This is a genomic window from Streptomyces gossypii, from assembly GCF_025165795.1.
Lineage (GTDB): Bacteria > Actinomycetota > Actinomycetes > Streptomycetales > Streptomycetaceae > Streptomyces > Streptomyces gossypii.
The window spans coordinates 23,101-45,455 of record NZ_JAJAGO010000020.1; the positions used below are offsets into that span (position 1 = coordinate 23,101).

21 protein-coding genes are annotated in these 22,355 nt (G+C 70.5%); 12 read left to right on the forward strand and 9 right to left on the reverse strand.

Annotated features, from left to right (window positions below; genetic code table 11):
- Nucleotides 1-9: 9 nt before the first annotated feature.
- Nucleotides 10-1,101: a branched-chain amino acid ABC transporter permease gene (locus LHJ74_RS31370; RefSeq protein WP_375546880.1), complete on the forward strand. Its 1,092-nt coding sequence runs from the start codon at nt 10-12 to the stop codon at nt 1,099-1,101.
- Nucleotides 1,098-2,363 (forward strand): ABC transporter substrate-binding protein, encoded by a 1,266-nt coding sequence (locus LHJ74_RS31375; protein WP_260221679.1) that lies wholly within the window; start codon nt 1,098-1,100, stop codon nt 2,361-2,363. Before LHJ74_RS31370 ends, LHJ74_RS31375 begins: the two co-directional genes overlap by 4 nt.
- A 37-nt stretch (nt 2,364-2,400) precedes the next feature.
- On the opposite strand, the gene LHJ74_RS31380 is transcribed toward LHJ74_RS31375, so the two are convergent.
- From LHJ74_RS31380 to LHJ74_RS31390, 3 genes are read right to left on the reverse strand one after another with little or no spacing between them, the layout of a single operon-like run.
- On the reverse strand, nt 2,401-3,144 hold the full coding sequence (locus tag LHJ74_RS31380; protein ID WP_260221680.1) for a succinate dehydrogenase/fumarate reductase iron-sulfur subunit: 744 nt from the start codon (nt 3,142-3,144) through the stop codon (nt 2,401-2,403).
- Entirely contained in the window at nt 3,141-5,132 is a 1,992-nt protein-coding gene (locus tag LHJ74_RS31385) for a fumarate reductase/succinate dehydrogenase flavoprotein subunit (RefSeq protein WP_260221681.1), read from the reverse strand. The genes LHJ74_RS31380 and LHJ74_RS31385 overlap by 4 nt, the downstream gene beginning before the upstream one ends.
- A gap of 1 nt (nt 5,133) precedes the next feature.
- Nucleotides 5,134-5,838 (reverse strand): succinate dehydrogenase cytochrome b subunit, encoded by a 705-nt coding sequence (locus LHJ74_RS31390; protein WP_260221682.1) that lies wholly within the window; start codon nt 5,836-5,838, stop codon nt 5,134-5,136.
- A gap of 83 nt (nt 5,839-5,921) precedes the next feature.
- Between LHJ74_RS31390 and LHJ74_RS31395 the strand changes: the two genes are divergently transcribed.
- Complete coding sequence (locus LHJ74_RS31395; RefSeq protein ID WP_260221683.1) at nt 5,922-6,848, forward strand: LysR family transcriptional regulator; 927 nt, start codon at nt 5,922-5,924, stop codon at nt 6,846-6,848.
- On the opposite strand, the gene LHJ74_RS31400 is transcribed toward LHJ74_RS31395, so the two are convergent.
- Nucleotides 6,836-7,282 carry an ATP-binding protein gene (locus tag LHJ74_RS31400; RefSeq protein WP_260221684.1) on the reverse strand — a complete coding sequence of 149 codons (447 nt, stop codon included), beginning with the start codon at nt 7,280-7,282 and terminating at the stop codon, nt 6,836-6,838. The two genes, LHJ74_RS31395 and LHJ74_RS31400, sit on opposite strands and share 13 nt — an antisense overlap.
- A gap of 160 nt (nt 7,283-7,442) precedes the next feature.
- Between LHJ74_RS31400 and LHJ74_RS31405 the strand changes: the two genes are divergently transcribed.
- The 3 genes from LHJ74_RS31405 to LHJ74_RS31415 all read left to right on the forward strand — a co-directional run bounded on the left by LHJ74_RS31405 (nt 7,443) and on the right by LHJ74_RS31415 (nt 10,545).
- On the forward strand, nt 7,443-8,312 hold the full coding sequence (locus tag LHJ74_RS31405; RefSeq protein ID WP_260221685.1) for a helix-turn-helix domain-containing protein: 870 nt from the start codon (nt 7,443-7,445) through the stop codon (nt 8,310-8,312).
- Nucleotides 8,309-8,530 carry a DUF397 domain-containing protein gene (locus tag LHJ74_RS31410; RefSeq protein WP_260221686.1) on the forward strand — a complete coding sequence of 74 codons (222 nt, stop codon included), beginning with the start codon at nt 8,309-8,311 and terminating at the stop codon, nt 8,528-8,530. Before LHJ74_RS31405 ends, LHJ74_RS31410 begins: the two co-directional genes overlap by 4 nt.
- Nucleotides 8,531-8,658: 128 nt before the next feature.
- On the forward strand, nt 8,659-10,545 hold the full coding sequence (locus LHJ74_RS31415) for a LamG-like jellyroll fold domain-containing protein (RefSeq protein ID WP_260221687.1): 1,887 nt from the start codon (nt 8,659-8,661) through the stop codon (nt 10,543-10,545).
- Nucleotides 10,546-10,587: 42 nt separating this feature from the next.
- Here LHJ74_RS31415 and LHJ74_RS31420 read toward each other — a convergent pair whose 3' ends face one another.
- The 3 genes from LHJ74_RS31420 to pucD all read right to left on the reverse strand — a co-directional run bounded on the left by LHJ74_RS31420 (nt 10,588) and on the right by pucD (nt 14,390).
- Complete coding sequence (locus tag LHJ74_RS31420; RefSeq protein ID WP_260221688.1) at nt 10,588-11,403, reverse strand: alpha/beta fold hydrolase; 816 nt, start codon at nt 11,401-11,403, stop codon at nt 10,588-10,590.
- A gap of 114 nt (nt 11,404-11,517) precedes the next feature.
- Nucleotides 11,518-11,970, reverse strand: coding sequence for a nucleoside deaminase (locus LHJ74_RS31425; protein WP_260221766.1), 453 nt, complete (start codon nt 11,968-11,970; stop codon nt 11,518-11,520).
- A gap of 101 nt (nt 11,971-12,071) precedes the next feature.
- Complete coding sequence (gene pucD / locus LHJ74_RS31430; RefSeq protein ID WP_260221689.1) at nt 12,072-14,390, reverse strand: xanthine dehydrogenase subunit D; 2,319 nt, start codon at nt 14,388-14,390, stop codon at nt 12,072-12,074.
- 349 nt (nt 14,391-14,739) lie between these two features.
- Here pucD and LHJ74_RS31435 point away from each other — a divergent pair, with 349 nt between their 5' ends.
- The 3 genes from LHJ74_RS31435 (at nt 14,740) to LHJ74_RS31445 (ending at nt 17,769) form a co-directional block, all read left to right on the forward strand.
- Complete coding sequence (locus tag LHJ74_RS31435) at nt 14,740-15,318, forward strand: TetR/AcrR family transcriptional regulator (protein ID WP_260221690.1); 579 nt, start codon at nt 14,740-14,742, stop codon at nt 15,316-15,318.
- Between the two features lie 171 nt (nt 15,319-15,489).
- The gene (locus LHJ74_RS31440) at nt 15,490-16,716 is read left to right on the forward strand and encodes an MFS transporter (RefSeq protein ID WP_260221691.1); all 1,227 of its coding nucleotides are present in this window, start codon (nt 15,490-15,492) and stop codon (nt 16,714-16,716) included.
- 342 nt (nt 16,717-17,058) lie between these two features.
- Nucleotides 17,059-17,769, forward strand: coding sequence for a B3/B4 domain-containing protein (locus tag LHJ74_RS31445; protein ID WP_260221692.1), 711 nt, complete (start codon nt 17,059-17,061; stop codon nt 17,767-17,769).
- A 201-nt stretch (nt 17,770-17,970) separates the two neighbouring features.
- On the opposite strand, the gene LHJ74_RS31450 is transcribed toward LHJ74_RS31445, so the two are convergent.
- Both LHJ74_RS31450 and LHJ74_RS31455 read right to left on the reverse strand, forming a co-directional pair.
- Nucleotides 17,971-18,603 (reverse strand): TIGR03085 family metal-binding protein, encoded by a 633-nt coding sequence (locus LHJ74_RS31450; protein WP_260221693.1) that lies wholly within the window; start codon nt 18,601-18,603, stop codon nt 17,971-17,973.
- A 28-nt stretch (nt 18,604-18,631) separates the two neighbouring features.
- Nucleotides 18,632-19,519: a hypothetical protein gene (locus LHJ74_RS31455; RefSeq protein ID WP_260221694.1), complete on the reverse strand. Its 888-nt coding sequence runs from the start codon at nt 19,517-19,519 to the stop codon at nt 18,632-18,634.
- 194 nt (nt 19,520-19,713) lie between these two features.
- On the opposite strand from LHJ74_RS31455, the gene hisI reads away from it, so the two are divergent.
- Genes hisI through LHJ74_RS31470 form a run of 3 tightly spaced genes read left to right on the forward strand, consistent with a single transcriptional unit; the run spans nt 19,714 to nt 22,277 of the window.
- Nucleotides 19,714-20,088: a phosphoribosyl-AMP cyclohydrolase gene (gene hisI, locus LHJ74_RS31460; RefSeq protein WP_260221695.1), complete on the forward strand. Its 375-nt coding sequence runs from the start codon at nt 19,714-19,716 to the stop codon at nt 20,086-20,088.
- Nucleotides 20,089-20,130: 42 nt separating this feature from the next.
- Nucleotides 20,131-21,654 (forward strand): anthranilate synthase component I, encoded by a 1,524-nt coding sequence (locus LHJ74_RS31465; protein ID WP_260221696.1) that lies wholly within the window; start codon nt 20,131-20,133, stop codon nt 21,652-21,654.
- Nucleotides 21,651-22,277, forward strand: coding sequence for a TIGR02234 family membrane protein (locus LHJ74_RS31470; protein ID WP_260221697.1), 627 nt, complete (start codon nt 21,651-21,653; stop codon nt 22,275-22,277). The genes LHJ74_RS31465 and LHJ74_RS31470 overlap by 4 nt, the downstream gene beginning before the upstream one ends.
- Nucleotides 22,278-22,355 lie beyond the last annotated feature (78 nt).

Consider the following 22,355-nt stretch of genomic DNA (forward strand, 5'->3'; position numbering starts at 1 on the left):
GGCCGTCGAGTGTCCGGCCGCGCCGCGCTGCGCCGGGTCGGACCGGCCCGCGCGGCGGGGGCCGCCGCCGCCGTCCTGCTCTGCGCGTTCCCGTTCTACCTCGACGCCTTCTGGCTGCAGGTCGGACTGTTCTCGATGGCCGCCGCCATCGGCGCCATCGGCTTGAACCTCCTCAGCGGAACCAGCGGCCAACTCTCCCTCGGGCACGCCTTCTTCCTCGCGGTGGGCGCCTACGGCTACGTATGGCTCGCCGGGGAGCCGGGCCCCGGGCTGCCGCCGGCGGTGGCCATGGTCCTCGCGGTCTGCCTGTCCGGGCTGGCCGGGGGCCTCTTCAGCCCCATCGCGGGCAGGGTGCGCGGCGTCTACCTGGGAGTGGCCACCCTGGCCCTGGTCTTCCTCGGCCAGCATGTGATGGTCAACGCCGAGGGTGTCACCGGCGGGTTCAACGGGCGCTCCGTCCCCCCGCTGGAGATCGGCGGATTCACCTTCGCCGAGACCGATCCGGCCCTTGTCGTCCTCGGTGTGCCCTTCGGAGCCGAGGAGCGGCTCTGGTACCTCGGTCTCGTGCTCCTCGCCGCCGTCTGGTTCTCCGCCCGCAACCTGCTGCGCGGGCGCCCGGGACGGGCCCTCTCCGCGCTGCGGGACAGCGAGGTGGCGGCCGCCGCGATGGGTGTGCCGGTGGCGCGCTACCGCTCCGCCGCCTTCGTCGTCTCCTCGATGTACGCGGGGCTCGCCGGTGTGCTGATCGCGCTCGCCTTCCGTGGGATCGTCCCCGACTACTTCGGGCTCGCGCTGTCCATCGACTACCTCGCCATGATCGTCATCGGCGGTCTCGGCTCGGTGGGGGGCGCCACCGCCGGCGCCGTCTTCGTCACCGCGCTGCCGCTGGTGATGGGCCGCTATGCCGACCAGCTGCCACTGGTCGCCGCACCCGGTGCGACGGGCCACGCCATCGGCCCGACCGAGGCGGCCCGCTACCTCTACGGCGCCGCGATCATCCTCGTACTCCTCTACGTGCCCGGTGGTCTCGGCGGCCTGTTCCGCCGCCGCGTCCGCCCACCCACGCCCCCCGTCCGCCAGCCCAAGGAGCAGACCCCGTGAACCGCATCGGAAGACCGGCCGCCGCCGTGGCCGCCCTGGCCGCTCTCGCCCTGCTGGGGAGCGGGTGCAGCAGCAAGTCCGAAGACGCCTCCGCAGGGACCGGCTCGGACGGGGTGAAGACCGGCCGGGGTGTCACCGAGAAGACCGTCCAGCTGAGCGCCCTCACCGACCTCACCGGCCCGTACGCCACCCTGGGCAAGAGCATCGTGCAGGCGCAGAAGCTGTGGGCCGACGAGTTCAACAAGGCGGGCGGCGTCTGCGGCCGCGAGGTCCGGATCGAGGTCAAGGATCACGGCTACGACGTGCAGAAGGCCGTCTCCGCCTACGCGGAGGTCTCCCCTGACACCCTGGCCATGCCCCAGGTCATCGGCTCACCCATGGTCGCCGCGCTGCTCGACGAGGTGGAGGGGGACAAGATCCTCACCTTCCCGCAGGCGTGGTCCGCGGATCTGCTCGGCAAGGACGCAGTCCAGGTGCTCGGCACCACCTACGACCTCGACATGATCCGCGCCGTGGACTTCCTGACCCGTGAGCAGGGCGTCAAGAAGGGGGACACGATCGGCCACGTCTACTTCGACGGCGACTACGGCGCCAACGCGCTGGAAGGCACCCGGCACGCCGCCCAGAAGGCGGGCCTGAAGGTGGTGCCCAAGAAGATCAAGGCCACCGACACCGATCTGTCCGCCCAGGTCACCGCGTTGCGCGGGGAGAAGGTCGACGCGATCCTGATCAGCGCGGGGCCCACCCAGACCGCCTCCCTCGTCGGAGTCGCCGCCGCGCAGGGCCTCCAGGTGCCGGTCGTCACCAGCGCGCCCGGCTACGCCCCGCAGCTGATGGACACCCCGGCGGCTCCCGCCCTGGAGAAGACGCTGCACGTGGTGAGCGCGATACCGGAGCTGGGCTCCGATCTGGACGGGGTGCGGAAGATGGTCAAGGCTTACCAGAAGCGGTTCCCCGGCGAGCTGGTGGACTCCGGAGTGCTCTCCGGCTACAACGCCGCCGTCCTGCTCGGCCAGGATCTCGAGGCAGCCTGCGAGGCGAAAGACCTCACCCGGGAGGGGCTGATCAAGGCACACCGTGACCGGGCGGCGGGCGACGCCGGTCTCGGCGCCCCGCAGGACTTCACCGACGCGTCACAGCCCGCCAGCCTCTCCGCTTACATCCACCGGCCGGACAAGGCGGCGCTCGGCGGAACGGTGCTGGTCGAGGACGCCCGGAAGGCCCCCGGAGCCCAGGAGTACCTCGACTCGGCGGGGGAGTAGCCCGCTCCGGCGGCGGGCGTGTCCCGCCCGCCGCCGTTCAGCGCCCCTTCCGTACGGCCCGCAGGTACTCGCGGTTCATCGCGGCGATGGACGGCAGCGGGATGCCCTTCGGGCAGGCCGTGGCACACTCGCCGGTGTTCGTGCAGCCGCCGAAGCCCTCCGCGTCCATCTGGCCGACCATCGACAGCACCCGCTCCTCCCGCTCCGGCGCACCCTGCGGCAGCGAGTTGAGATGGACGACCTTGGCCGAGGTGAAGAGCATCGCCGAACCGTTCGGGCACGCCGCCACACACGCCCCGCAGCCGATGCACTCCGCGTTCTCGAACGCCGTGTCGGCCGCGGCCTTGGGCACCGGCGTGGCGTGCGCCTCGGGAGCGCTGCCCGTCGGCACGCTGACATAGCCGCCCGATCCGATGATCCGGTCGAACGCCGAACGGTCCACCACCAGATCCTTCACCACGGGGAACGCGGCCGCCCGCCAGGGCTCGACGTCGATGGTGTCGCCGTCGGCGAAGTGCCGCATGTGCAGCTGGCAGGCGGTGGTCCGCTCCGGCCCGTGCGCCTGCCCGTTGATGACCATGCCGCAGGCGCCGCAGATGCCCTCGCGGCAGTCGTGGTCGAAGGCGACCGGCTCCTCGCCGCGCCCGGCCAGCTCCTCGTTGAGGGTGTCGAGCATCTCCAGGAACGACATGTCCGGACTGATCCCGCTGACGTCGTAGGCGGCCATAGCGCCGTCCGCGTCGGGCCCCTGCTGGCGCCAGACGCGCAGATGAAGGTTCACGTGTAGCTCCGCTGGGTGGGGTGTACGTATTCGAAGGTGAGCTGCTCGCGGTGGAGCACGGGCGGGGTGCCGGTACCGGTGAACTCCCAGGCGGCGACGTAGGAGAACTCCTCGTCCCGGCGCTCCGCCTCGCCGCCGTCCGTCCGGCTCTCCTCGCGGAAGTGGCCGCCGCAGGACTCCGCGCGGTGCAGCGCGTCCAGGCACATCAGTTCGGCCAGCTCCAGGTGGTCGGCGACCCGGTTGGCGTTCTCCAGCGACTGGTTCAGCGTCTCGCCGCTGCCGGGCACCCTGATCCGGCGCCAGAACTCCTCGCGCAGCGCCGGGATGCGGGCCAGCGCCTTGGTCAGCCCCGCCTCGTTGCGTGCCATGCCGCACTCGTCCCACAGAAGCTCGCCCAGCTCGCGGTGGAAGGAGTCCGGGGTGCGGTCGCCCTGGTTGGACAGCAGTTGGTAGAGCCGGTCGGTGACCGTGCCGAGGGCCTCGTGGACGGCCGGGTGCCGGTCGGGCACCGGCTCGTGCGGGTGCCGGGCGAGATAGTCGTTGAGGGTGGCCGGGAGCACGAAGTAGCCGTCCGCCAGGCCCTGCATCAGGGCGGAGGCGCCCAGCCGGTTGGCGCCGTGGTCGGAGAAGTTGGCCTCGCCGATGGCGAACAGGCCGGGCACCGTCGTCTGGAGGTCGTAGTCGACCCACAACCCGCCCATCGTGTAGTGGATGGCGGGATAGATCCGCATCGGCGCCTCGTACGGGTTCTCGGCGGTGATCCGCTCGTACATCTCGAAGAGGTTGCCGTACTTCGCCTCCACCGCATCACGGCCCAGCCGCGCGATGGCGTCCGCGAAGTCCAGGTAGACCCCCTGCCCGCCGGGGCCGACCCCCCGCCCCTCGTCGCAGACGTTCTTCGCGGCGCGCGAGGCGATGTCGCGCGGCACGAGGTTGCCGAAGGCCGGGTACTGGCGCTCCAGGTAGTAGTCCCGCTCGCCCTCCGGGATCGCGGACGGCGCCCGCTCGTCACCTGCGGCCTTCGGCACCCAGATCCGGCCGTCGTTGCGCAGCGACTCGCTCATCAGGGTGAGCTTGGACTGGTGGTCGCCGGCGCGCGGGATGCAGGTGGGGTGGATCTGGGTGAAGCAGGGGTTGGCGAAGTGCGCACCGCGCCGGTGCGCACGCCAGATGGCGCTGGCGTTGGAGTTCTTGGCGTTGGTGGAGAGGTAGAAGACATTGCCGTAGCCGCCGGTCGCCAGCACCACCGCGTCGGCCAGATGGGTGTCCACCCGGCCGGTCACCAGATCGCGGGCGACGATGCCGCGCGCCCGCCCGTCGACGACGATGAGGTCCAGCATCTCGGTGCGCGGATGCATCTCCACGCTCCCGCCGGCGATCTGCCGGGACAGCGCCTGATAGGCACCGAGGAGCAGCTGCTGGCCGGTCTGGCCGCGCGCGTAGAACGTACGGGAGACCTGGACGCCGCCGAAGGAGCGGGTGTCCAGCAGCCCGCCGTACTCGCGTGCGAACGGCACGCCCTGGGCCACGCACTGGTCGATGATCTCCACCGACACCTCGGCCAGCCGGTGCACGTTCGACTCGCGGGAGCGGAAGTCGCCGCCCTTGACGGTGTCGTAGAAGAGGCGGTGGACGGAGTCGCCGTCGTTCCGGTAGTTCTTCGCCGCGTTGATGCCGCCCTGGGCGGCGATGGAGTGGGCGCGGCGCGGCGAGTCCTGATAGCAGAACTGGATGACGCGATAGCCCTGTTCGGCCAGTGAGGCTCCGGCCGCGCCGCCCGCCAGCCCGGTGCCCACCACGATCACGGTGTGCTTGCGCCGGTTCGCCGGGTTGACCAGCTTGGCCTCGAACCGGCGCCGCTTCCAGCGCTCCGCGACCGGCCCGTCGGGTGCCTTCGTGTCGACGAGCGGCTCGCCGAGCGCGTAGTCGGCGTAGTCGGTGGCCTGGGTGGCTTCGGTTTTCTGGGAAGGTCCGCTGTCGGCGGCCATATCAGCTCACGACTCCCGTCATCACGCCGATGGGTATGGAGAGGAATCCGGCGGTCAGCACCAGCGCGAGCCCGTTGGCGGTGCCCTTGAGGATCCGGTCGCGCCCGGGGCGGTTGGCCCCGAGCGTCTGGGCGGCGCTCCAGAAGCCGTGCCGAATGTGCAGACCCACGGCGAGCATCGCCACGATGTAGATCACATTGCCGTACCAGGTGCTGAAAGTCGCCAGGACGTTTTCGTACGGGTGGCCTGCCTCGCCGCGCGGGTTGACCGTGTGGGTCGTCAGGTCGAGCAGATGCCACACGATGAACAGCGCCAGGATCACCCCGCCCCAGCGCATCGTGCGCGTCGCGTAACTCGCCCGCTGCCGCTGGTGCGCGTACTTGACCGGACGCGCTCGGATGTCCCGGCGGCTGAGCTGGTAGGCGGAGACGCCGTGTGCCACGACGACGGCGACCAGCCCGAAGCGCACGATCCACACGAACCAGCTGTGCTTGAGGAACGGCTCCCCGATGGTGCGCAGCCAGTGCGCGTAGCCGTTCATCTCGTCCGGCCCGAAGAACATGTTGAGGTTGCCCACCAGGTGACCGACCAGATACAGCAGCATGATCAGCCCGCTGACCGCCATCACTGCCTTCTTCCCGACGGTGGAGCGCCACGCGAGGGATACGAGGGACGGCCGTCGGTCCGTCCGGGTCACCAGTGCCATGGCGCTGACGCTAGAGACTCCACCGTGCATCAGTCCAAGACATAGACCTGCTGCTTTCGATAGGCATCACCTATCCTTTCTCCATGCAGCTCCAGCAGCTCCGCTACTTCGCCGCCGTCGCGGACACCCGCCACTTCACCCGCGCCGCGCAGCGCGAGCACGTCGCGCAGCCCTCGCTCTCCCAGCAGATCCGCGCGCTGGAGCGCGAGCTGGGCGCCGAGCTGTTCCACCGGGCGCGGGGGCACATCTCACTGACCGACGCGGGGGAGGCGCTGCTGCCGCTGGCCCGCCGCATCCTCGCCGACACCGAGACGGCGCGGCGGGAGGTGCAGGAGGTGGCCCAGCTGCGGCGCGGCCGGGTGCGGCTGGGGGCGCCGCCCAGCCTCTGCGCCAGCATGGTGCCGGACGTGCTGCGGGCCTTCCGGGACAGTTACCCGGGGGTGGACCTCGTCGTCCACGAGGACGGCTCGCAGGACCTGGTGCGGGTGCTGGCGGCGGGCGAACTGGATCTGGCGCTGATCATCACTCCGCTGGTCGGCCAGGCCCCGGCCCTGACCGCCTACGAACTGCTGCGCGAGGATCTGGTCGTCGTCTCCTCCCCGGACGGCCCGGCGCCCGCACAAGGGCGCACCATCCGGATCGCGGACCTGCGGGGCCGCCCGCTGGCGATGTTCCGGCGCGGCTACGACCTGCGGGACTTCACGCTTGCCGAGTGCCGGGCGGCCGGGTTCGAGCCGGTGCTCGGAGTCGAGGGCGGCGAGATGGACGCGGTGCTCGGCTTCGTCCGCGCGGGCCTCGGCGTCGCGGTGGTCCCCGGCATGGTCGCCGCCCGCTCCGGCCTCCGCACGACCCCCTTCGCCCCGCCCGGCCTCCACCGCACGATCTCGGTGGCCCACCGCGGCGACGTCTCCCCACCCCGCGCGGCCCGCGAACTCCAGCGCATCCTGCGCGAGCGCATGGGCGCGTCGGGCGCGGCGGGCGCCGGTGGCGGCGCCGGTCAGCCGCCGTAGGCAAGCAGGCAGCGGACCTGCTTGCCTACGCTGGTGATCGCGGTGTGCCAGCCGGGGGCGAGGAAGTCGACCAGAGGCAGCCCCCGGCCCGACTCGGCCGCCGGATCGTCCATGGAGACCCCGGCCCGGCGCGGCATCCGGACGGTCTCCGGATCGTGCACCTTGACCCAGACGCCGGTGGGTGCGGTGTGCACCTCCACCACGAGCGGCACATGGTCCCCACACGCGCGGACGGCGTTCCCGCACAACTCGGAGACGACCAGCTGCGCGTTCTCGATGGTCCCACCGTCGACCCCGGCGTCGGCCAGCGTTTTGGCGGTCAGTTGCCGTACGCAGCGCAGGTTCGCGGGTGAGGCGGTCAGATGCGCGCGTACACCGTGCTCCCTGCCGGTGACGTAGTAGCCGGGCTGGGCTTCCTGGACGTGCTCGGCCATGAAATCCACGGTCCCTCCCGTGTCCAACTGCCGGGTGTTGACGTTGTCTTGTTGGCAAGGATGGGCACCCGTGCAGGGAATCTGCAAGTTTGTCACCCAAGTTGATGGATGCGTCGTTTGTTCTATCGACTTGCGAGTTCTCTGGACGGAGACTGCGGCTATGCCAAACATCCGCCCAGTTCCCACAGTCCGCCGCCGACGGCTTGGCGAGGCACTGCGCCGCTACCGCAACGACGCCGGGCTCACGCTGGACTCCGCGGCCGAGGCCATGGGCTGGATCGGCCCCAAGCTCTCCCGCATCGAGACGGCCAGCGCCCACATCAAGCCCGACGAGGTAGCCGCCCTGTTGCGGGCCTACGGCGTCGAGGACCGCGAAGTGATCGATGCCCTGGAAGGGCTCGCCAAGCACGCCCGAAAGAAGGGCTGGTGGCAGACGTACGGCGGCATCGTGGCTCCGGCCTACGCCGACTACATCTCGCTGGAGTCCGACGCGGAGTCCGTGCGTGCCTATGCGCCGCAGCTGATCCCCGGGCTGCTGCAGACAGCCGCCTACGCGCGCGAGACGACGGCCGCCAACGCAATCATGCGTACCCCGGAGGAGGCCGCCGCTCTTGCGGAGGTGCGCCAGGCGCGACAGGCGGTGCTCACCCGCCCCGGAGGGCCGCTCAAGTTGTGGGCGGTCATCAACGAGGCAGTTCTGCACCAGCGATTCGCGATCCGTTCGACCGCGATGCGTGAGCAGCTGCGAAGGCTGCTCGACGCGTCGGAGATGCCCAACGTCGCGCTGCAGGTCATGCCCCTGGACGCCACTCCGCATCCCGGCAATGCGGGAGGCTTTCATTTGGTGGGCTTTCCTGGGCCGATGCCCGATGTCGTCTCGCTGGAGAATCTGATCGGCGCGACGTACGTTGAAGGTGTCGACGAAGTAGCCACCTTCGCCGACGCGTTCGAGCGGATCGTCGCCGCTGCGCTTCCTGTGGACGATTCGCTGGCTCTGATCGCCCGGATGGAAGAGGACCAGCGCTCGTGAACGAGTCCAAGACGGACCTGTACGCCCGCGATCTCACCGCTGTGACATGGCGCAAGTCGTCCGCCAGCGCGGGAGAACACGAGTGCGTGGAGATAGCCGACCTGCCCGGCGGCGCCGTGGCCGTGCGGGACTCGAAGAATCCGGACCGCGAACCCCTCCGGTTCACGGCGACCGAGTGGGCCGCTTTCCGGTCAGGCGTCCTGGCCGGGGAGCTCTGAGGCCCGGCGGTCGACCCCGCGCACAGCCGGACCGCTGGTGGGTGTCTGCCGTTCAAATCCCGGTGGCCGTCCGGTCGTCGGAGGTCTTCAGGCTGCTGTCACACCCATGAGCAGCCTGGAGAGCCAGAATGAGCACCTCAGACAGATCCGGACTCGGGCGTCGTTCCGTGTTGTCCGCCGCGTTGACCGTCCCCGCCGCGACCGGTGCCGCCACCGCGCTGGGCGCCGGGTCGGCCACTGCCGCGCCGTCGAGCGCGCGGAGACCCTCCAAGGGCGGCCGGTTCGACGACGAGAGCCCCCGCTTCTCGCTCGCCGTGCTGCCCGACACGCAGTACCTCTTCGACGCCGACAGCTCGGACCCCGAGCCGCTCAACGCGACGTTCCGCTATCTGGTGTCCGAACGCGCGGGCGCCAACATCGCCTTCATGACCCACCTGGGCGACGTCACCGAGCACGGCACGAAGGACGAGATCAGCCTTGCGGCCGACACCTTCCGCACCCTGCACGGCAAGGTTCCGTACAGCGTGCTGGCCGGTAACCACGACGTCGACGGGAGCACCGACGACCAGCGGGGCGACACGGAGTACCTCCGGGCGTTCGGTCCGAAGCGCTATGCCGCCATGCCGACCTTCGGCGGCGCCTCGCCCGACGGCTACAACAGCTACCACGTGCTGCGCGCCGCAGGCCGCCGCTGGCTGGTCCTGGCCCTGGACTGGCGGGTGTCGGACGCGGGCCTGCGCTGGGCGCAGGGCGTGCTGGACGAGCACCCCACCCTGCCTGCGGTGCTCACCACGCACGACATCGCCTGGTCCGACGAGAAAGGCGCGGCGCGCCTGTCCTCGAACGGCCAGCGGCTCTGGGACGACCTCGTGCGCGGCAACGACCAGATCTTCCTCGCCCTCGGCGGCCACTACTGGCCGCCGGGCCGGACCGTGCTCACCAACGACGCCGGCCACGACGTCCACCTCCACCTCGCCAACTACCAGGACCGCTACTACGGCGGCGCCGCCATGATCCGCCTGTACGGCTTCGACCTGGTGCGTGGCGCGGTCGACGTCGAGACGTTCTCCCCGTGGTTCCTGGACCGGGCTCCAAAGAAGCGCACGCCGCTGGAGGCCGAGACCATCGAACTGACCGGCCCGACGGACCGCTTCCGCCTCGACATCGACTTCGCCGCCCGCTTCCGGGGGTTCGACGGCACCACGCTGCCGGCGCCGCGCCCCGCCTCCCGCGTGACGCCGCGCGGCACCGTGGCGTACTGGCGGTTCGACGGTTCCGGCCTCGCCGGACGCGGCAAGCCGGGCTCTGCCGTGGCGGAGGGCACCGTCGCGCACGACCTCTCCGGGCACGGGAACGACCTGCGGGTCCAGCTGCTGCATGACAGCGCGCCCGAGATCCTCACCCGCGACGCCGGCCACCACCTGTCTCAGCCCGCGCACGCCAGCCTCCGCTTCGACGGGGGCAAGGGCCCGGACCGGGGCGCGGTCCTCACCACCACCGCCGAGGCCCCGCTCAACGGCATGAAGTTCCTCTCCGGCTACACCATCGAGACCTATCTCAAGCTCCCCGATCCCTTCGAGGGCGATCATGCCTGGATGGGCATCCTGAGCTGGGAAGGCCGCAACGGGGATGCGGGCAAGACGACTGGCTGGTCGCAGGACGACCCGTCCTGCAGCCTGAACGTCACGCCGGAGCGCTATCTCCAGTTCTCGCTCTATCCGCACCGCCAGGACGCCAACCCGACGAACTGGAGCCACGCGCTGCCGGTCGGCCGCTGGACGCACATCGCGGTGGTGAACGACGGCGACCGCACCGACATGTACGTCGACGGTTCGAAGATCGCGCGCAACCCCGCGCAGCGCTCGTCCGGCATCGCGACACTGGGCAAGCCCTTCGTCATCGGCGGCACCCAGTCGGCGGAGAAGTTCGGGCAGGGTTTCTACGGCTGGATAGGCGACACCCGCATCGTCTCGCGCGCCCTGCGCCCGAGAGACTTCCTGCTGGAGGTCAGGTAGCCGACGCGTCGGCCGCCAGGCCACCAGTCCGTCAGGAGAGCCTCACCCCGCGAGGAAATCGCGGAGCAGGGCGTTGACCGCCCCCGGCTGTTCCAGCGTGCTGCTGTGGCCGCAGTCGGGGAGCGTCTCCAGCCGGGCCCCGGAGATGGCGGCAGCGATCCGCTGCGATCTGGCCGGGGGTGTCGCCGCGTCGTCCGCGCCGACGGCCACGAGCGTCGGCACCGTGATGCGTGCCAGCTCCTCGTGGACGGGGGAGCGGTTCGCGACACCCAGCACGGCCCTGCGGGTGCCCACGCGGTCGCAGGCCCGCAGCCGTTCGGTCAGCTCCTCCCGCAGCGGCTCGTGCTCCGGAGCGGCCAGGGACGCCGGGCCGAACATCAGCGGCAGGACCCTGCTCATGAGCCGGGCAGTGGGGCCGACCAGCCGGTATACCGCCGCCAGTTTCTTGTACTCCCGGGCGTGGCGGGGCTCTTCGGCGTCCGCGCTGCTGCCCAGGAGGGTCAGCGAGCGCAGCAGGCCCTCGTGCCGGGCGGCGATCCGCTGCCCGACGAATCCTCCCATCGACAGGCCGACGAAGTGGACCGGAGCGATGTGGAGTCTCTCGATCAGCGAGAGGGCGTCGCCGGTGAGGGTGTCCATGTCGTACCCGTGGCGGCAGGCCGGGGTGGCGCCCTGGCCCCGCCAGTCCAGCGTCACGCAGCGGTAGTCCTCCCGAAGCGCGGCGATCTGCGGCCCGAACATCCAGCCGCCGAACAGCAGGCCGTGCCCGAACACGAGGGTGTCCGCCTCCGGCCGCCCGGGCGGGGGTCCGGTGTCCGAGTAGGCAAGCGTCGCGCCGTTGACTCGTACCATCGGCATCGTTTCCCCCCTCGTCACAGAGCGTGCTGTGATTGTGACGGAGAATGCGACCGCGAGGAAGAAGGCAGCGGCTCGCTCGCCTGGGCGAAGACCCACCCGGGCAGGCGTCATGTCTCAGTAGTCGACGCGGTCGGATTTGGCCAGCCACGCGTCGAACGGCGCCGTACGGTTCGGCAGGTCCAGCCGCTCGACCGGCATCGGCCACATCGACTCGGGCTTCTTCTCGAAGAGGTCGTAGAACTTGCGGTCGTCGAAACCGGCCACCGCGGCATCGTGCCGATCGGCGGAGTAGACAACCCGGTCGACTCGCGCCCACAGCGCAGCGGAAAGGCACATCGGGCACGGCTCACACGAGGTGACCAGAACGCAGCCCTCGAGCGAGAAGACGTCCAGGTTCTTGCAGGCGGCACGCATCGCGCTCACCTCGGCGTGTGCCACCGGGTCCAGGGTGGCGGTGACCTGGTTGTTCCCGAACGCGACGACCTCGCCATCCTTGGCGACCAGTGCGCCGAACGGACCGCCGCCGTTCGTCACGCTGTCGGTTGCCAAGCCGATCGCCTCTTCCATCCAGGCGCGCTCGAATTCCTGGACGTTCTTTTCTCGGGTGTGCGCGGTCACAGTCGATCCTTTTTCTTCAGACGGGTGGGAATCACGGCTGAGGGCTTTCCTCAGACGCCGCAGATCTGCTCCGGTGTGACCGGAGTGTGGGTCAGGTGCAGACCCGTCGCGTTGCGAATGGCGTTCACGATCGCCGGAGTGGCGGAAATGGTCGGCGGTTCGCCGACACCGCGCACACCGTACGGCGCGTTCGGGTCCGCCCTCTCGATCACATCCACCGCCATCGGCGGCATGTCCAAAATGGTCGGGATCAGATAGTCGGTGAAGGAGGGATTGCGGATCTTGCCGTCCTTGACCTGGACCTCCTCCATCACGGCAAGGCCGAGCCCCTGCGCGGAACCACCCTGGATCTGCCCGATGACGGCGTCCGGGTTGACCGCCTTGCCGACATCCTGAGCACAGTCCAACTGCACGACCTTGACCAGGCCCAGGTCGGTGTCGATGTCCACCACCGCCCGGTGTGCGGAGAAAGCGTGCTGGACATGCACCCGCGGGCTCTGTCCGGTCACCGGGTCCATCTTGTATGTCGGAAGGTGATGGTATTCCCTGGTTTCCTCTATCGCGGAGTCGCCGAGCACGTCGACGAGTTCGGCGACGAAACCGGTGGCCAGGGAAACAACCTTGCCGCCGGAAAGCGACAAGTCCGCGGAGTTCTCGCCGAAACGCCGGGCGACGCGGTCGAAGACGACCTCGCGGACCGCTTCACAGGCGTTCCGGACGGCACCGCCGGTTACATAGGTCTGCCGGGAAGCCGAACTCGACCCCGCGTCGCCGACATTGGTGTCGGCCGGGTGGATGTTCACCCGCTCCACGCCGAGTTCACTGCGGGCGATCTGCTGCTGCACGGTGATCAGGCCCTGTCCGACCTCGGCCGCCGCCGTGTGCACCATCGCCACCGGTGCGCCGCCAATCGCCTGCAACCGCACCCGCGCCGTGGAGTAGTCGTCGACACCTTCCGCGTAGGAGACGTTCTTGACGATCACGCTGTAGCCGACGCCCCGCACCACGCCTTCGCTGTGCGTGGTGTTGGACAGACCACCCGGCAGCCCCCGGATGTCCACCGGTTCGGCCCCCTTCTCCGGCGGCAGCGGAAGCTTTTCGAGCCGCTCCAGCAGCTCGGCGACCGGCGCGGGATAGTCCAGCACCTGCCCGGTGGCCATGGTCGAGCCCTCGGCGACGGCGTTGAGCTGACGCAGCCGGACCGGGTCCATGCCCAACGCCTTGGCGAGTTTGTCCATCTGCGACTCGTAGGCGTATGCGGGCTGTACGGCGCCGAGGCCGCGCATCGCGCCGCACGGCGGGTTGTTCGTGTACAGGCCCCAACCCTCGATCTTGACGTTCGGCACCTCGTACGGCCCGACGGCCAGCGAGGTGGCGTTGCTGACCACGACCGGGGTCTTCGAGGCGTACGCGCCGCCGTCGAAGTACATCTTCGCCTTGACGTAGACGAGCTCACCGTCCTTGGTCGCGCCGTGCTCGTAGTACATCTTCGCCGGGTGCCGGTGCACGTGGCCGTAGAAGGACTCTTGCCTGTTGTAGACCATCTTCACCGGCTTGCCGGTGTGCAGCGCCAGCATGCAGGAGTGGATCTGCATGGACAGGTCCTCGCGGCCACCGAAGGCACCGCCGACGCCGGACATGGTGAAGCGCACCTTCTCGACCGGGAGCCCGAGCGCCCGCGCCGTCTGCTTCTGGTCCACGTGCAGCCACTGGGTGGCGAGGAACAGGTCGACTCCGCCGTCCCCGGCCGGGAGGGCCAGCCCGGATTCCGGCCCGAGGAACGCCTGGTCCTGCATGCCCATGGTGTACACATCGGACACCACGACGTCGGCACTGGCTTCCGGATCGCCCGTGGTGACCGGCTGATAGCGCACCACATTGCCCTCGGGGTGCAGCTTCGGCAGCGTCTCGTCATGCGCGGCCCGCTCCGGGTCGGTGACGGGCTCGAACACCTCGTAGTCGACGACGATCTTCTCCATCGCGCGCCGGGCCGTCTCCGGGTGATCGGCGGCGACCAGGGCAACCGGCTCGCCCTGATAGCGCACGACGTCCTCGGCAAGCACCGGCGTATCGGAGACCTTCAGGCCGTAGACGTTCTCGCCGGGGACGTCCTCGTGGGTCAGTACCGCGTACACGCCGGGGTGCTTGAGCGCGCGACCGATGTCGACCGAGTTGATCCGCGCATAGGGGTGCGGACTGCGCAGTGTGGCGCCCCAGAGCATGTCCTCCGCCCACAGGTCCGAGGAGTAGGCGTATTCCCCGCGTACCTTGAGCGTTCCGTCCGGCCGCAGCGGGCTGTCGCCGATCCCGCCGGTGATCGCCTCGTTGAGATCCTGCGGGGTGCGGGCGGGTGAAGTCTGGTTGGGCATCAGGAAGCCTCCACCTTGTGGCGGGATGGTTGCCGGGCATGAGGTGCTGATCAGACAGGGACGTCGGTCAGCGCGGTGGACGGATCGGTGATCGTCTGCACCCTGCGTGATGAGTAGACAGCCACCCGGGTGGAGTCAGCTAGGAGTGGAAGACATGAAACCGTCCGCAGGCCCTTCGTAGATTTCTACGAGAGCCGGACAGGCCGGTGGCGTTACGGAGTGCCCGCGCCCGGCCCCGCGCTGGCCCTTGGGCGCTGCCCCTTGCGCGCTGGCGCGGCTCCCCGTTCCGGGTGGTGGGCGACGTCACGGTTATTTAATGAGCGTTCCAGAATCTGCTAGGGTCAGAGCCATGCCTCGCCCGAAGGGGTTCGACCCCGACCGCGCCCTCGACTCCGCCATGGAAGCGTTCTGGAGCAAGGGCTACGCCGCCACCTCCGCCCAGGACTTGTGTGACAGCACTGGGCTGGGGCGCGGGAGTCTGTACAACACCTTCGCCGGCAAGCACCAGTTGTTCGCCAAGGTGCTGCGCCGGTACGAGGACGAGTGGACGGCGCGCCAGGTCGGGGTGCTGGAGGGTGGAGGTCCCGTACGGGATCGCATCCGGACGGTGCTGATGACCGTGGTGGATGAGGAGTCGGCGGGTTCGTCCGGGCGTCGGGGGTGCCTCGCCGTGAACGCCGCGATCGAGCTCGCGGGTCACGATCCGGAGGTCACCGAGCTGGTGCGGCACATCTTCGTCCGCATGGAGGACGCCTTCTGTGAGGCGTTGGAGCGGGCCCGGCGCGAGGGTGAGATCGAAGCCGACCGGGACGCGCGTGAACTGGCCCAGTATCTGCTCACCTCGATGTACGGACTGCGGGTGCTGGGCAAGACGGCCGACCGGCGTGCCCTGTCCGGCATCGTCGAGACCGTCCTCAGGCCCTTGTAGAAAAGCCGGCGGTTCCCCGGCGGTCTTTTTTCGGCTTCATTTTGGAATGAACATTAAAGAACTCTTGAGAGCACCCGTCGAGTCGAGAACGTGTGCGGGTGCGGCCACCCGGTGGCCGTACCCGCACACGGAGTGCCCGCACCCCGTCCCGCACCTCACCCGGAGACCCCTGTGAGCAGTACCACCGACAGCACCCCGCCCGACCTCAGTACGCCGCAGGCACCCGCCCCTCCAGCCGCGGAACGCCTCCCCGTAGGGCGGCTGCTGGCGTTCACCACCGCGGGGCTGCTGGCGATCATGACGGAGACGATGCCCGCCGGCCTCCTCCCGGAGATCGGACAGGGCCTCGGAGTGTCGGAGGGGCTGACGGGTCAACTCGTCACTCTCTACGCCATGGGCTCCGTACTCGCCGCGATCCCCGTCATCGCCGCCACGCGCGGCGTGCGCCGCAGGCCGCTGCTGCTCGCCGCCGTGGGCGGGCTGTTCGTCTTCAACACGGTGACGGCCCTGTCGGGCAGTTACGCGGTGACGCTGGCGGCGCGTTTCATCGCCGGCATGGCGGCGGGCGTCATCTGGGGCCTGCTCGCCGGGTACGCCCGCCGCCTGGTGGCCCCGCACCTTCAGGGCCGCGCGATGGCCGTCGTCGGAGTGGGGCAGCCGATCGCGCTGACCCTCGGAGTCCCCCTGGGGGCCTGGCTCGGTTCGGTGTTCGACTGGCGTGGGGCCTTCTGGGTCATGTCGGCACTGGCGCTGGTCCTGCTGGTCTGGGTCCGCACCCTGGTCCCGGACCATCCCGGCCAGTCGGCGGGGGAACGGCGGCCCCTCCGGGAGATCTTCCTCCTCCCGGGCGTACGGCCGGTGCTCAGCGTCGTCTTCCTCTGGATGCTGGCGCACAACATCCTCTACACCTACATCGCTCCCTACCTGGACGAGTCCGGCCTGGGCGGCTCCGTCGGCATCGTGCTCCTGGTCTTCGGTGCTTCGGCCATCGTGGGGATCTGGGGCGTCGGTGTGCTGGTCGACCATCGGCTCCGCGCGCTGACCCTCGTCGGACTCGCGGTGTTCGCCGCCGCGTCCCTGGTGCTCGGGATCGGGGTCCAGCACCCGGTCCCGGTCCTCGTCGGCGTCGTCGCCTGGGGCGTGTCCTTCGGCGGCGCACCCACCCTGCTCCAGACCTCGATCGCCGACGCGGCGGGCGACGGCGCCGATGTCGCCCAGTCCATGCTGGTCACGGTCTTCAACCTCGCGATCGCGGGTGGGGGCGTGTGCGGCGGCCTGCTGCTGGAGTCGACCGGGCCGACGTCCTTCCCGTGGGTCCTCTGCGTCCTGGCGCTCCTCGCGCTCGCGGTGGCCTGGACCGCCCGGAGTCACGGCTTCCGGCCCGGCGGGCGCGTGTAGGAAGTGCAGCGCGACCGTGTGCGAACGCGGCCACTCAATGGCCGCGTTCGCACACGGAGTGCCCGCGCCCCGGCCCGCACCGCCCCTTACGCGCCACCCCTTACGCGCTGATGCGGCGCACCCGGTCCGGGCGCTGACGGCCCTGATCGCACCCTTCGCCGCCGCCTACGTCCTGGTCCCCGTCCTGGTCCCGTGCTGGTCGCCGCTGCGGCGCTGCCCTACCGCCGGTGGAGAACGCGGAGTGAGGGCAGGCAGGGAGGGGGCCTCGGCGCTGCGGAGTCCATTACAGTAGACGGCGAAGTTCATGAAAGTGATCCGACAAGGAAGAGACGAGGAAGAGCCGTGCACCTCGAGGGCAAGCCGTGGCTGGATTCCGCCGGGATCGACCCCGCCGTTCTGGAGCTGCGCCCGGACTACCGTGCGCTGCTCGTCACCGCCGAGGGCCTGCGGCCCGGTCCCTGCGACGAGACAGGTGAACGGCTGCTCGCCGACGCCGAGGAGCACGCGCGCAAGCGGTTCGCGGACGCGGCCGTCGAGGAACACCCCCATGTCGCCGCCTGGCGGGACGCCTACCGCTCCTTCGGTGCGAAGCCGCAGCGGACCAGGCCGAGCGTGGAGGCGCTGCTGCGCCGCCTGGACACCGGCCTGCCCCGGGTGGACCGGCTGACGGACGTCTACAACGCCGTCTCCGTCGCCCACGTGCTTCCGCTGGGCGGCGAGGACCTCGACAACTACGCGGGCCCGGCCCGGCTCGTCCGCGCGGACGGCACGGAACGGTTCGAGATCACCGTCGGCGGCGAGGGTGCGGTGGAATACCCGAAGCCCGGCGAGGTGGTCTGGCGGGACGACGCGGGTGTCACCTGCCGCCGCTGGAACTGGCGCCAGTGCGTCCGTACGCGCCTCACGCACGGGACGACCCGCGCGGTGTTCATCCTCGACGCCCTGGGCCCGATGACCGATGACGCCCTCGCCGAGGCGGGCGAGGCCCTGACAGCCGCCCTGCTGGACTCCAACCCCGGCGCGCGCATGGCGTCCCGCCTCGTCACCGGCTGAGGCAGGACTGGGGGCTGCTGCCTAAATCGTGCGGGTTCGCGTGCCCCGGCACGAATCCCCTCGGCCCCGCGGGCCTGAGGAGACCCCGTACTCCCCGCGTTGTCGTCGGTCGCCAACGCTCCGCGCTGACTCCCTCCTCCGCCCTGCGACACCACGCACCAGACCCCGCTCACCGATCCGGCACGCACCAGACGGCAGACCCTAGAGGCCGAGCTTGGCCTCGTGCACCCGGGCCACCGCCTCCTTGTCTCCGTCCAGTTCCAGCCGCGCCGCGTCCTGGCGGCCGGTGGCGAGGAGGAGCAGTTCGGCGGGCTCACCGACGGCGGTGACGACCGGGGTGCCCTTGCGGGCGACCACCGTCTGGCCGTTGGGGCGGCGCAGCACCAGGCCGACGGGGGACCGGCGGCCCAGGACCCGGGCGGTGCTCTCCAGCCGCTGCCAGAGAGCGTCCGAGAAGACCGGGTCCAGCTCGCGCGGAGTCCAGTCGGGCTGGGCGCGGCGGACGTCCTCCGCGTGCACGAAGAACTCCACGGTGTTCGCCGCCTCGTCCACCTGTTTGAGTGCGAAGGGCGACAGCCGGGGCGGTCCGGTGCGGAGGAGCTGGATCAGCTCCTCGTACGGCTTCGCGACGAACTCCGCCCGCACCCGCTCGAGCCGCGCCGCCAGCGGCTTGATCACGGTGCCCGCCGCCGCGTCGCCGCGCCGCTCGCGCACCACGACATGGACGGCGAGATCCCTGGTCTTCCATCCCTCGCACAGGGTCGGGGCCTCGGGCCCCGCCCCCTCCAGTAGATCCGCGAGGAGCAGGCGTTCACGCTTGGCATGGGTCGACATGCTGCCAGCGTACGACGCGCCTGCCCGGTCAGCTCGGAAGCGGCTTGGTCAGCTTGGTGCCATCGAGTGAGTTGCTGAGGGTGAGCGAGCAGGAGATGGTGTCCTGCCCGCGGTCCTTGTACGTGTCCAGCGAGGGGTAGATCGCGTAGAAGTAGTAGTTGCGGCCGTCCTGCGGGATGGACTTCAACCGCTCCGACGCGTCCGCCTTGCACAGCTCCAGCACCTTGGCCTGGAGATCCTTGTCGGTGCTGAAGTTGCCGGTCAGCTTGTCGTTCGCGATGACCTCGCCGTTGTGCGGCCCGTCGCAGGAACGCTTCGTGACGACCGAGACGTCGCTGCTGAGGGAGGGGTGGTCGAAGCACTGCCCCGGATCCAGCACGACGAACGGCACCAGGTCGCTGGAGCTGACCTCGGGGGTCGGCTCGTCGGTCGGGGTTTCGGACTCCTGCTCCCGCTCCGTCCCGGACGGGTCCGGTATCTCGGTGTCCTCGGTCTCGCCCTCCGTCGGATCCGCCGAGGCGCTGGAGGTGTCGGACGACTTGGAGTCCGAGGCCTTGTCCTCCCCGTCGTCGCCGCCCATCAGGATCACTCCGCCGACGGCGAGGCCCAGGACCAGCACCGCGCCGACGACGATCGCCGCGACCTTGGCGCCGTTGTTCCCGCCGCCGGGGGGCTGCTGCGGCATTCCGCCGTACGGAGGCTGGCCGGGGCCACCGGGTGGCTGGCCGAAGCCGCCACCGGAGCCACCTGGGCCGCCGGGCGGCTGACCGTAACCTCCGGGCTGGCCCGGCTGCCCGTAACCCTGCGGCGGACCGGGCTGCTCGGGCGGGCCGAATCCCTGCGGCGGGCCGAAGCCGCCGCCTGAGCCGGCGGCGCCGGAACCGTGCGGGTCTTGCGGCGGCGGAGGAAAGCTCATGAGCGAAAGAATGCACCATCGCACTGACATCGGGGGAGCGCGGGGTACCGGAATTCCGCTTGTGCGACAGGCCTGTTACGCACGTCGTACCGAAGTGTCCGGGCATGTGGCTGTTCCGTGGCTGCTCCGGTGCCCGAGCAGCGACGGCGCGCTACGGATTTCGCCTCGGCCCGCAGCGGCGGCAGAATGTCCCCATGTCCAGCGCCGCTTCCCCCCTCGATCCCGCCGTGGCCGCCCGTCTCAAGCGGAACCCCGACGGCCTGCTCGCCGCCATCGCCCAGCAGTTCGACACGGGCGAGGTGCTGATGCTCGGCTGGATGGACGACGAGGCGCTGCACCGCACCCTCGCCACCGGCCGGTGCACCTACTGGTCCCGCAGCCGCCAGGAATACTGGGTCAAGGGCGACACCTCCGGCCACTTCCAGTACGTGAAGTCGGTCTCCCTCGACTGTGACGGCGACACCGTGCTCGTCCAGGTCGACCAGGTCGGCGCCGCCTGCCACACCGGCGACCGCACCTGCTTCGACTCCGGCCGGCTGCCGGTGTCCGGTGCGCTCGGCGTTCAGTGATCCGGTAGTGACAACGGGTAATCGGTAATAGAGTCCTCGATCATGACGACACCGGACCTCGACACCTTCCGCACGCTGGCGAGGAACCGCCGCGTCATCCCGGTCACCCGGCGCCTGCTGGCCGACGGCGACACCCCGATCGCTCTGTACCGCAGACTCGCCGCCGGGCGCGCGGGGACCTTCCTGCTGGAGTCCGCGGAAAACGGACGCACTTGGGCGCGGTACTCCTTCATCGGAGTACGCAGCTCCGCCGCGCTCACCGTCCGCCACGGGGAGGCACACTGGCTGGGCACCCCACCCGTCGGCGTGCCGACCAGCGGTGATCCGCTGCGGGCGCTGCGGGAGACAGTCGAAGCCCTGCACACGCCGCGCGATCTGCACGAGGCGACCGAACTGCCGCCGTTCACCGGGGGCATGGTCGGCTATCTCGGGTACGACGTGGTGCGCAGGCTGGAGAAGATCGGCGACAGCACCCTGGACGATCTGCGGGTCCCCGAGCTGACCATGCTGCTCGCCTCGGACCTGGCCGTACTCGACCACCGCAACGGCACGGTGCTGCTCATCGCCAACGCCATCAACCACAACGACCTGGAGACCGGCGTCGACAAGGCGTACCAGAACGCCGTCGACCGGCTCGACGCGATGGCCGCCGACCTGCACCGTCCCGCACCCGCGAGCGCCGTCCCGCTGCCGCCCTCCGAACTGCCCCCCTTCACCGCACGTTCGGGGGGTGAGACCTTCCGGGCCACCGTGGAGGACATCAAGGAGCGCATCCGGGCGGGCGAGGCTTTCCAGGTGGTGCCCTCGCAGCGGTTCGAGACCCCGTGCGCCGCCGACGCCCTGGACGTCTACCGTGCGCTGCGCGCCACCAACCCCAGCCCGTACATGTACCTCTTCCGCTTCGAGGACGACGACGGCGGCTTCGACGTCGTCGGCTCCAGCCCCGAAGCGCTGATCAAGGTCGAGGACAGGCGGGCCCTGCTGCACCCCATCGCGGGCACCCGGCCCCGCGGGGCCACCCCGCAGGAGGACACCGCGCTCGCCGACGAACTGCTCGCCGACACCAAGGAACGCGCCGAGCATCTGATGCTCGTCGACCTGGGCCGCAATGATCTCGGGCGGGTCTGCGAACCGGGCAGCGTCGAGGTCCTCGACTTCATGTCCGTCGAGCGCTACAGCCATGTCATGCACATCGTCTCGACGGTCACCGGCCGGCTCGCGCCCGGACGCACCGCCTTCGACGCGCTCACCGCCTGCTTCCCCGCAGGCACCCTCTCCGGCGCGCCCAAGCCCCGCGCCCTCCAGATCATCGAGGAACGCGAACCGACCCGGCGCGGCATCTACGGCGGCTGTGTCGGCTATCTCGACTTCGCGGGCGACTCCGACACCGCGATCGCGATCCGGACCGCGCTGCTCCGCGACGGCACCGCCTACGTGCAGGCGGGGGCCGGAATCGTCGCCGACTCCGACCCGGTCGCCGAGGACACCGAGTGCCGGAACAAGGCGGCGGCCGTACTGAGGGCGGTCCGCACCGCCGAACGGCTCGGCGGTAGCGTGGTGGGGTGACTTCCCTACCTCCCGCCCGTACTTCACGGGCCCCCCGGCGGGCGCTCGCGCTCGCACTGCTCTTCGGTGCACTGGGCGCCGCGGTGGTGCTGGTGGCCGCCGGGCAGGTGTGGAGCGAGAGCACCGCCTCCTTCGCGCAGGGCACGCTGCCGGTGAGCGCCGAGGGCGGTGACGTCGGCGGGCTGCCCAGCGCACTCGCTCTGGTGGCGCTCGCCACCCTGGTCGCGGTCTTCGCCGTGCGCCGCGCGGCGCGGCTGGCCGTCGCCGGACTGCTGACCCTCAGTGGCGCGGGGACGCTCGTCGCCGCACTGCTCGGCGCGAGCGACACCGGCGCGCTGGAGGAGAAGGCGGCCAAGGCGAGCGCCCTCGCGGGCACCGACATCGGCTCGGTCGACGTCACCCTCTGGCCGTACCTCTCCGCGGCGGGCGGCGCGCTGCTGCTGCTCGCGGGAGTGCTGGCGCTGCGGTACGGACGCGACTGGCCGTCGATGGCAGGCACCGGCCGGTACGAACGGAGCCCCCGCAAGGCGCGCAGGGCCCCGGCAAAGGTGGACCCGGAGCGCTCCGAGGACCTGTGGAAGGCCCTCGACCGGGGTGAGGACCCCACCCGGGGCACCGCATGACCGACCGGACCTGACCTGACCTGACCTGACCTGATCCTGGCCCGACCGCTCCCGGCCCGACTGCTCCTGGCCTGATCT

Excerpts from the sequence above, each read along its gene's own strand:
- LHJ74_RS31385 (WP_260221681.1), bottom strand. The coding sequence starts at position 5,132 with ATGGCCGCCGACAGCGGACCTTCCCAGAAAACCGAAGCCACCCAGGCC.
- LHJ74_RS31425 (WP_260221766.1), bottom strand. The coding sequence starts at position 11,970 with ATGGAAGAGGCGATCGGCTTGGCAACCGACAGCGTGACGAACGGCGGC.
- hisI (WP_260221695.1), top strand. The coding sequence starts at position 19,714 with ATGTCCAGCGCCGCTTCCCCCCTCGATCCCGCCGTGGCCGCCCGTCTC.
- LHJ74_RS31435 (WP_260221690.1), top strand. The coding sequence starts at position 14,740 with ATGCCTCGCCCGAAGGGGTTCGACCCCGACCGCGCCCTCGACTCCGCC.
- LHJ74_RS31455 (WP_260221694.1), bottom strand. The coding sequence starts at position 19,519 with ATGAGCTTTCCTCCGCCGCCGCAAGACCCGCACGGTTCCGGCGCCGCC.
- LHJ74_RS31450 (WP_260221693.1), bottom strand. The coding sequence starts at position 18,603 with ATGTCGACCCATGCCAAGCGTGAACGCCTGCTCCTCGCGGATCTACTG.
- LHJ74_RS31390 (WP_260221682.1), bottom strand. The coding sequence starts at position 5,838 with ATGGCACTGGTGACCCGGACGGACCGACGGCCGTCCCTCGTATCCCTC.
- LHJ74_RS31400 (WP_260221684.1), bottom strand. The coding sequence starts at position 7,282 with ATGGCCGAGCACGTCCAGGAAGCCCAGCCCGGCTACTACGTCACCGGC.
- pucD (WP_260221689.1), bottom strand. The coding sequence starts at position 14,390 with ATGCCCAACCAGACTTCACCCGCCCGCACCCCGCAGGATCTCAACGAG.
- LHJ74_RS31415 (WP_260221687.1), top strand. The coding sequence starts at position 8,659 with ATGAGCACCTCAGACAGATCCGGACTCGGGCGTCGTTCCGTGTTGTCC.
- LHJ74_RS31395 (WP_260221683.1), top strand. The coding sequence starts at position 5,922 with ATGCAGCTCCAGCAGCTCCGCTACTTCGCCGCCGTCGCGGACACCCGC.
- LHJ74_RS31405 (WP_260221685.1), top strand. The coding sequence starts at position 7,443 with ATGCCAAACATCCGCCCAGTTCCCACAGTCCGCCGCCGACGGCTTGGC.
- LHJ74_RS31465 (WP_260221696.1), top strand. The coding sequence starts at position 20,131 with ATGACGACACCGGACCTCGACACCTTCCGCACGCTGGCGAGGAACCGC.
- LHJ74_RS31420 (WP_260221688.1), bottom strand. The coding sequence starts at position 11,403 with ATGCCGATGGTACGAGTCAACGGCGCGACGCTTGCCTACTCGGACACC.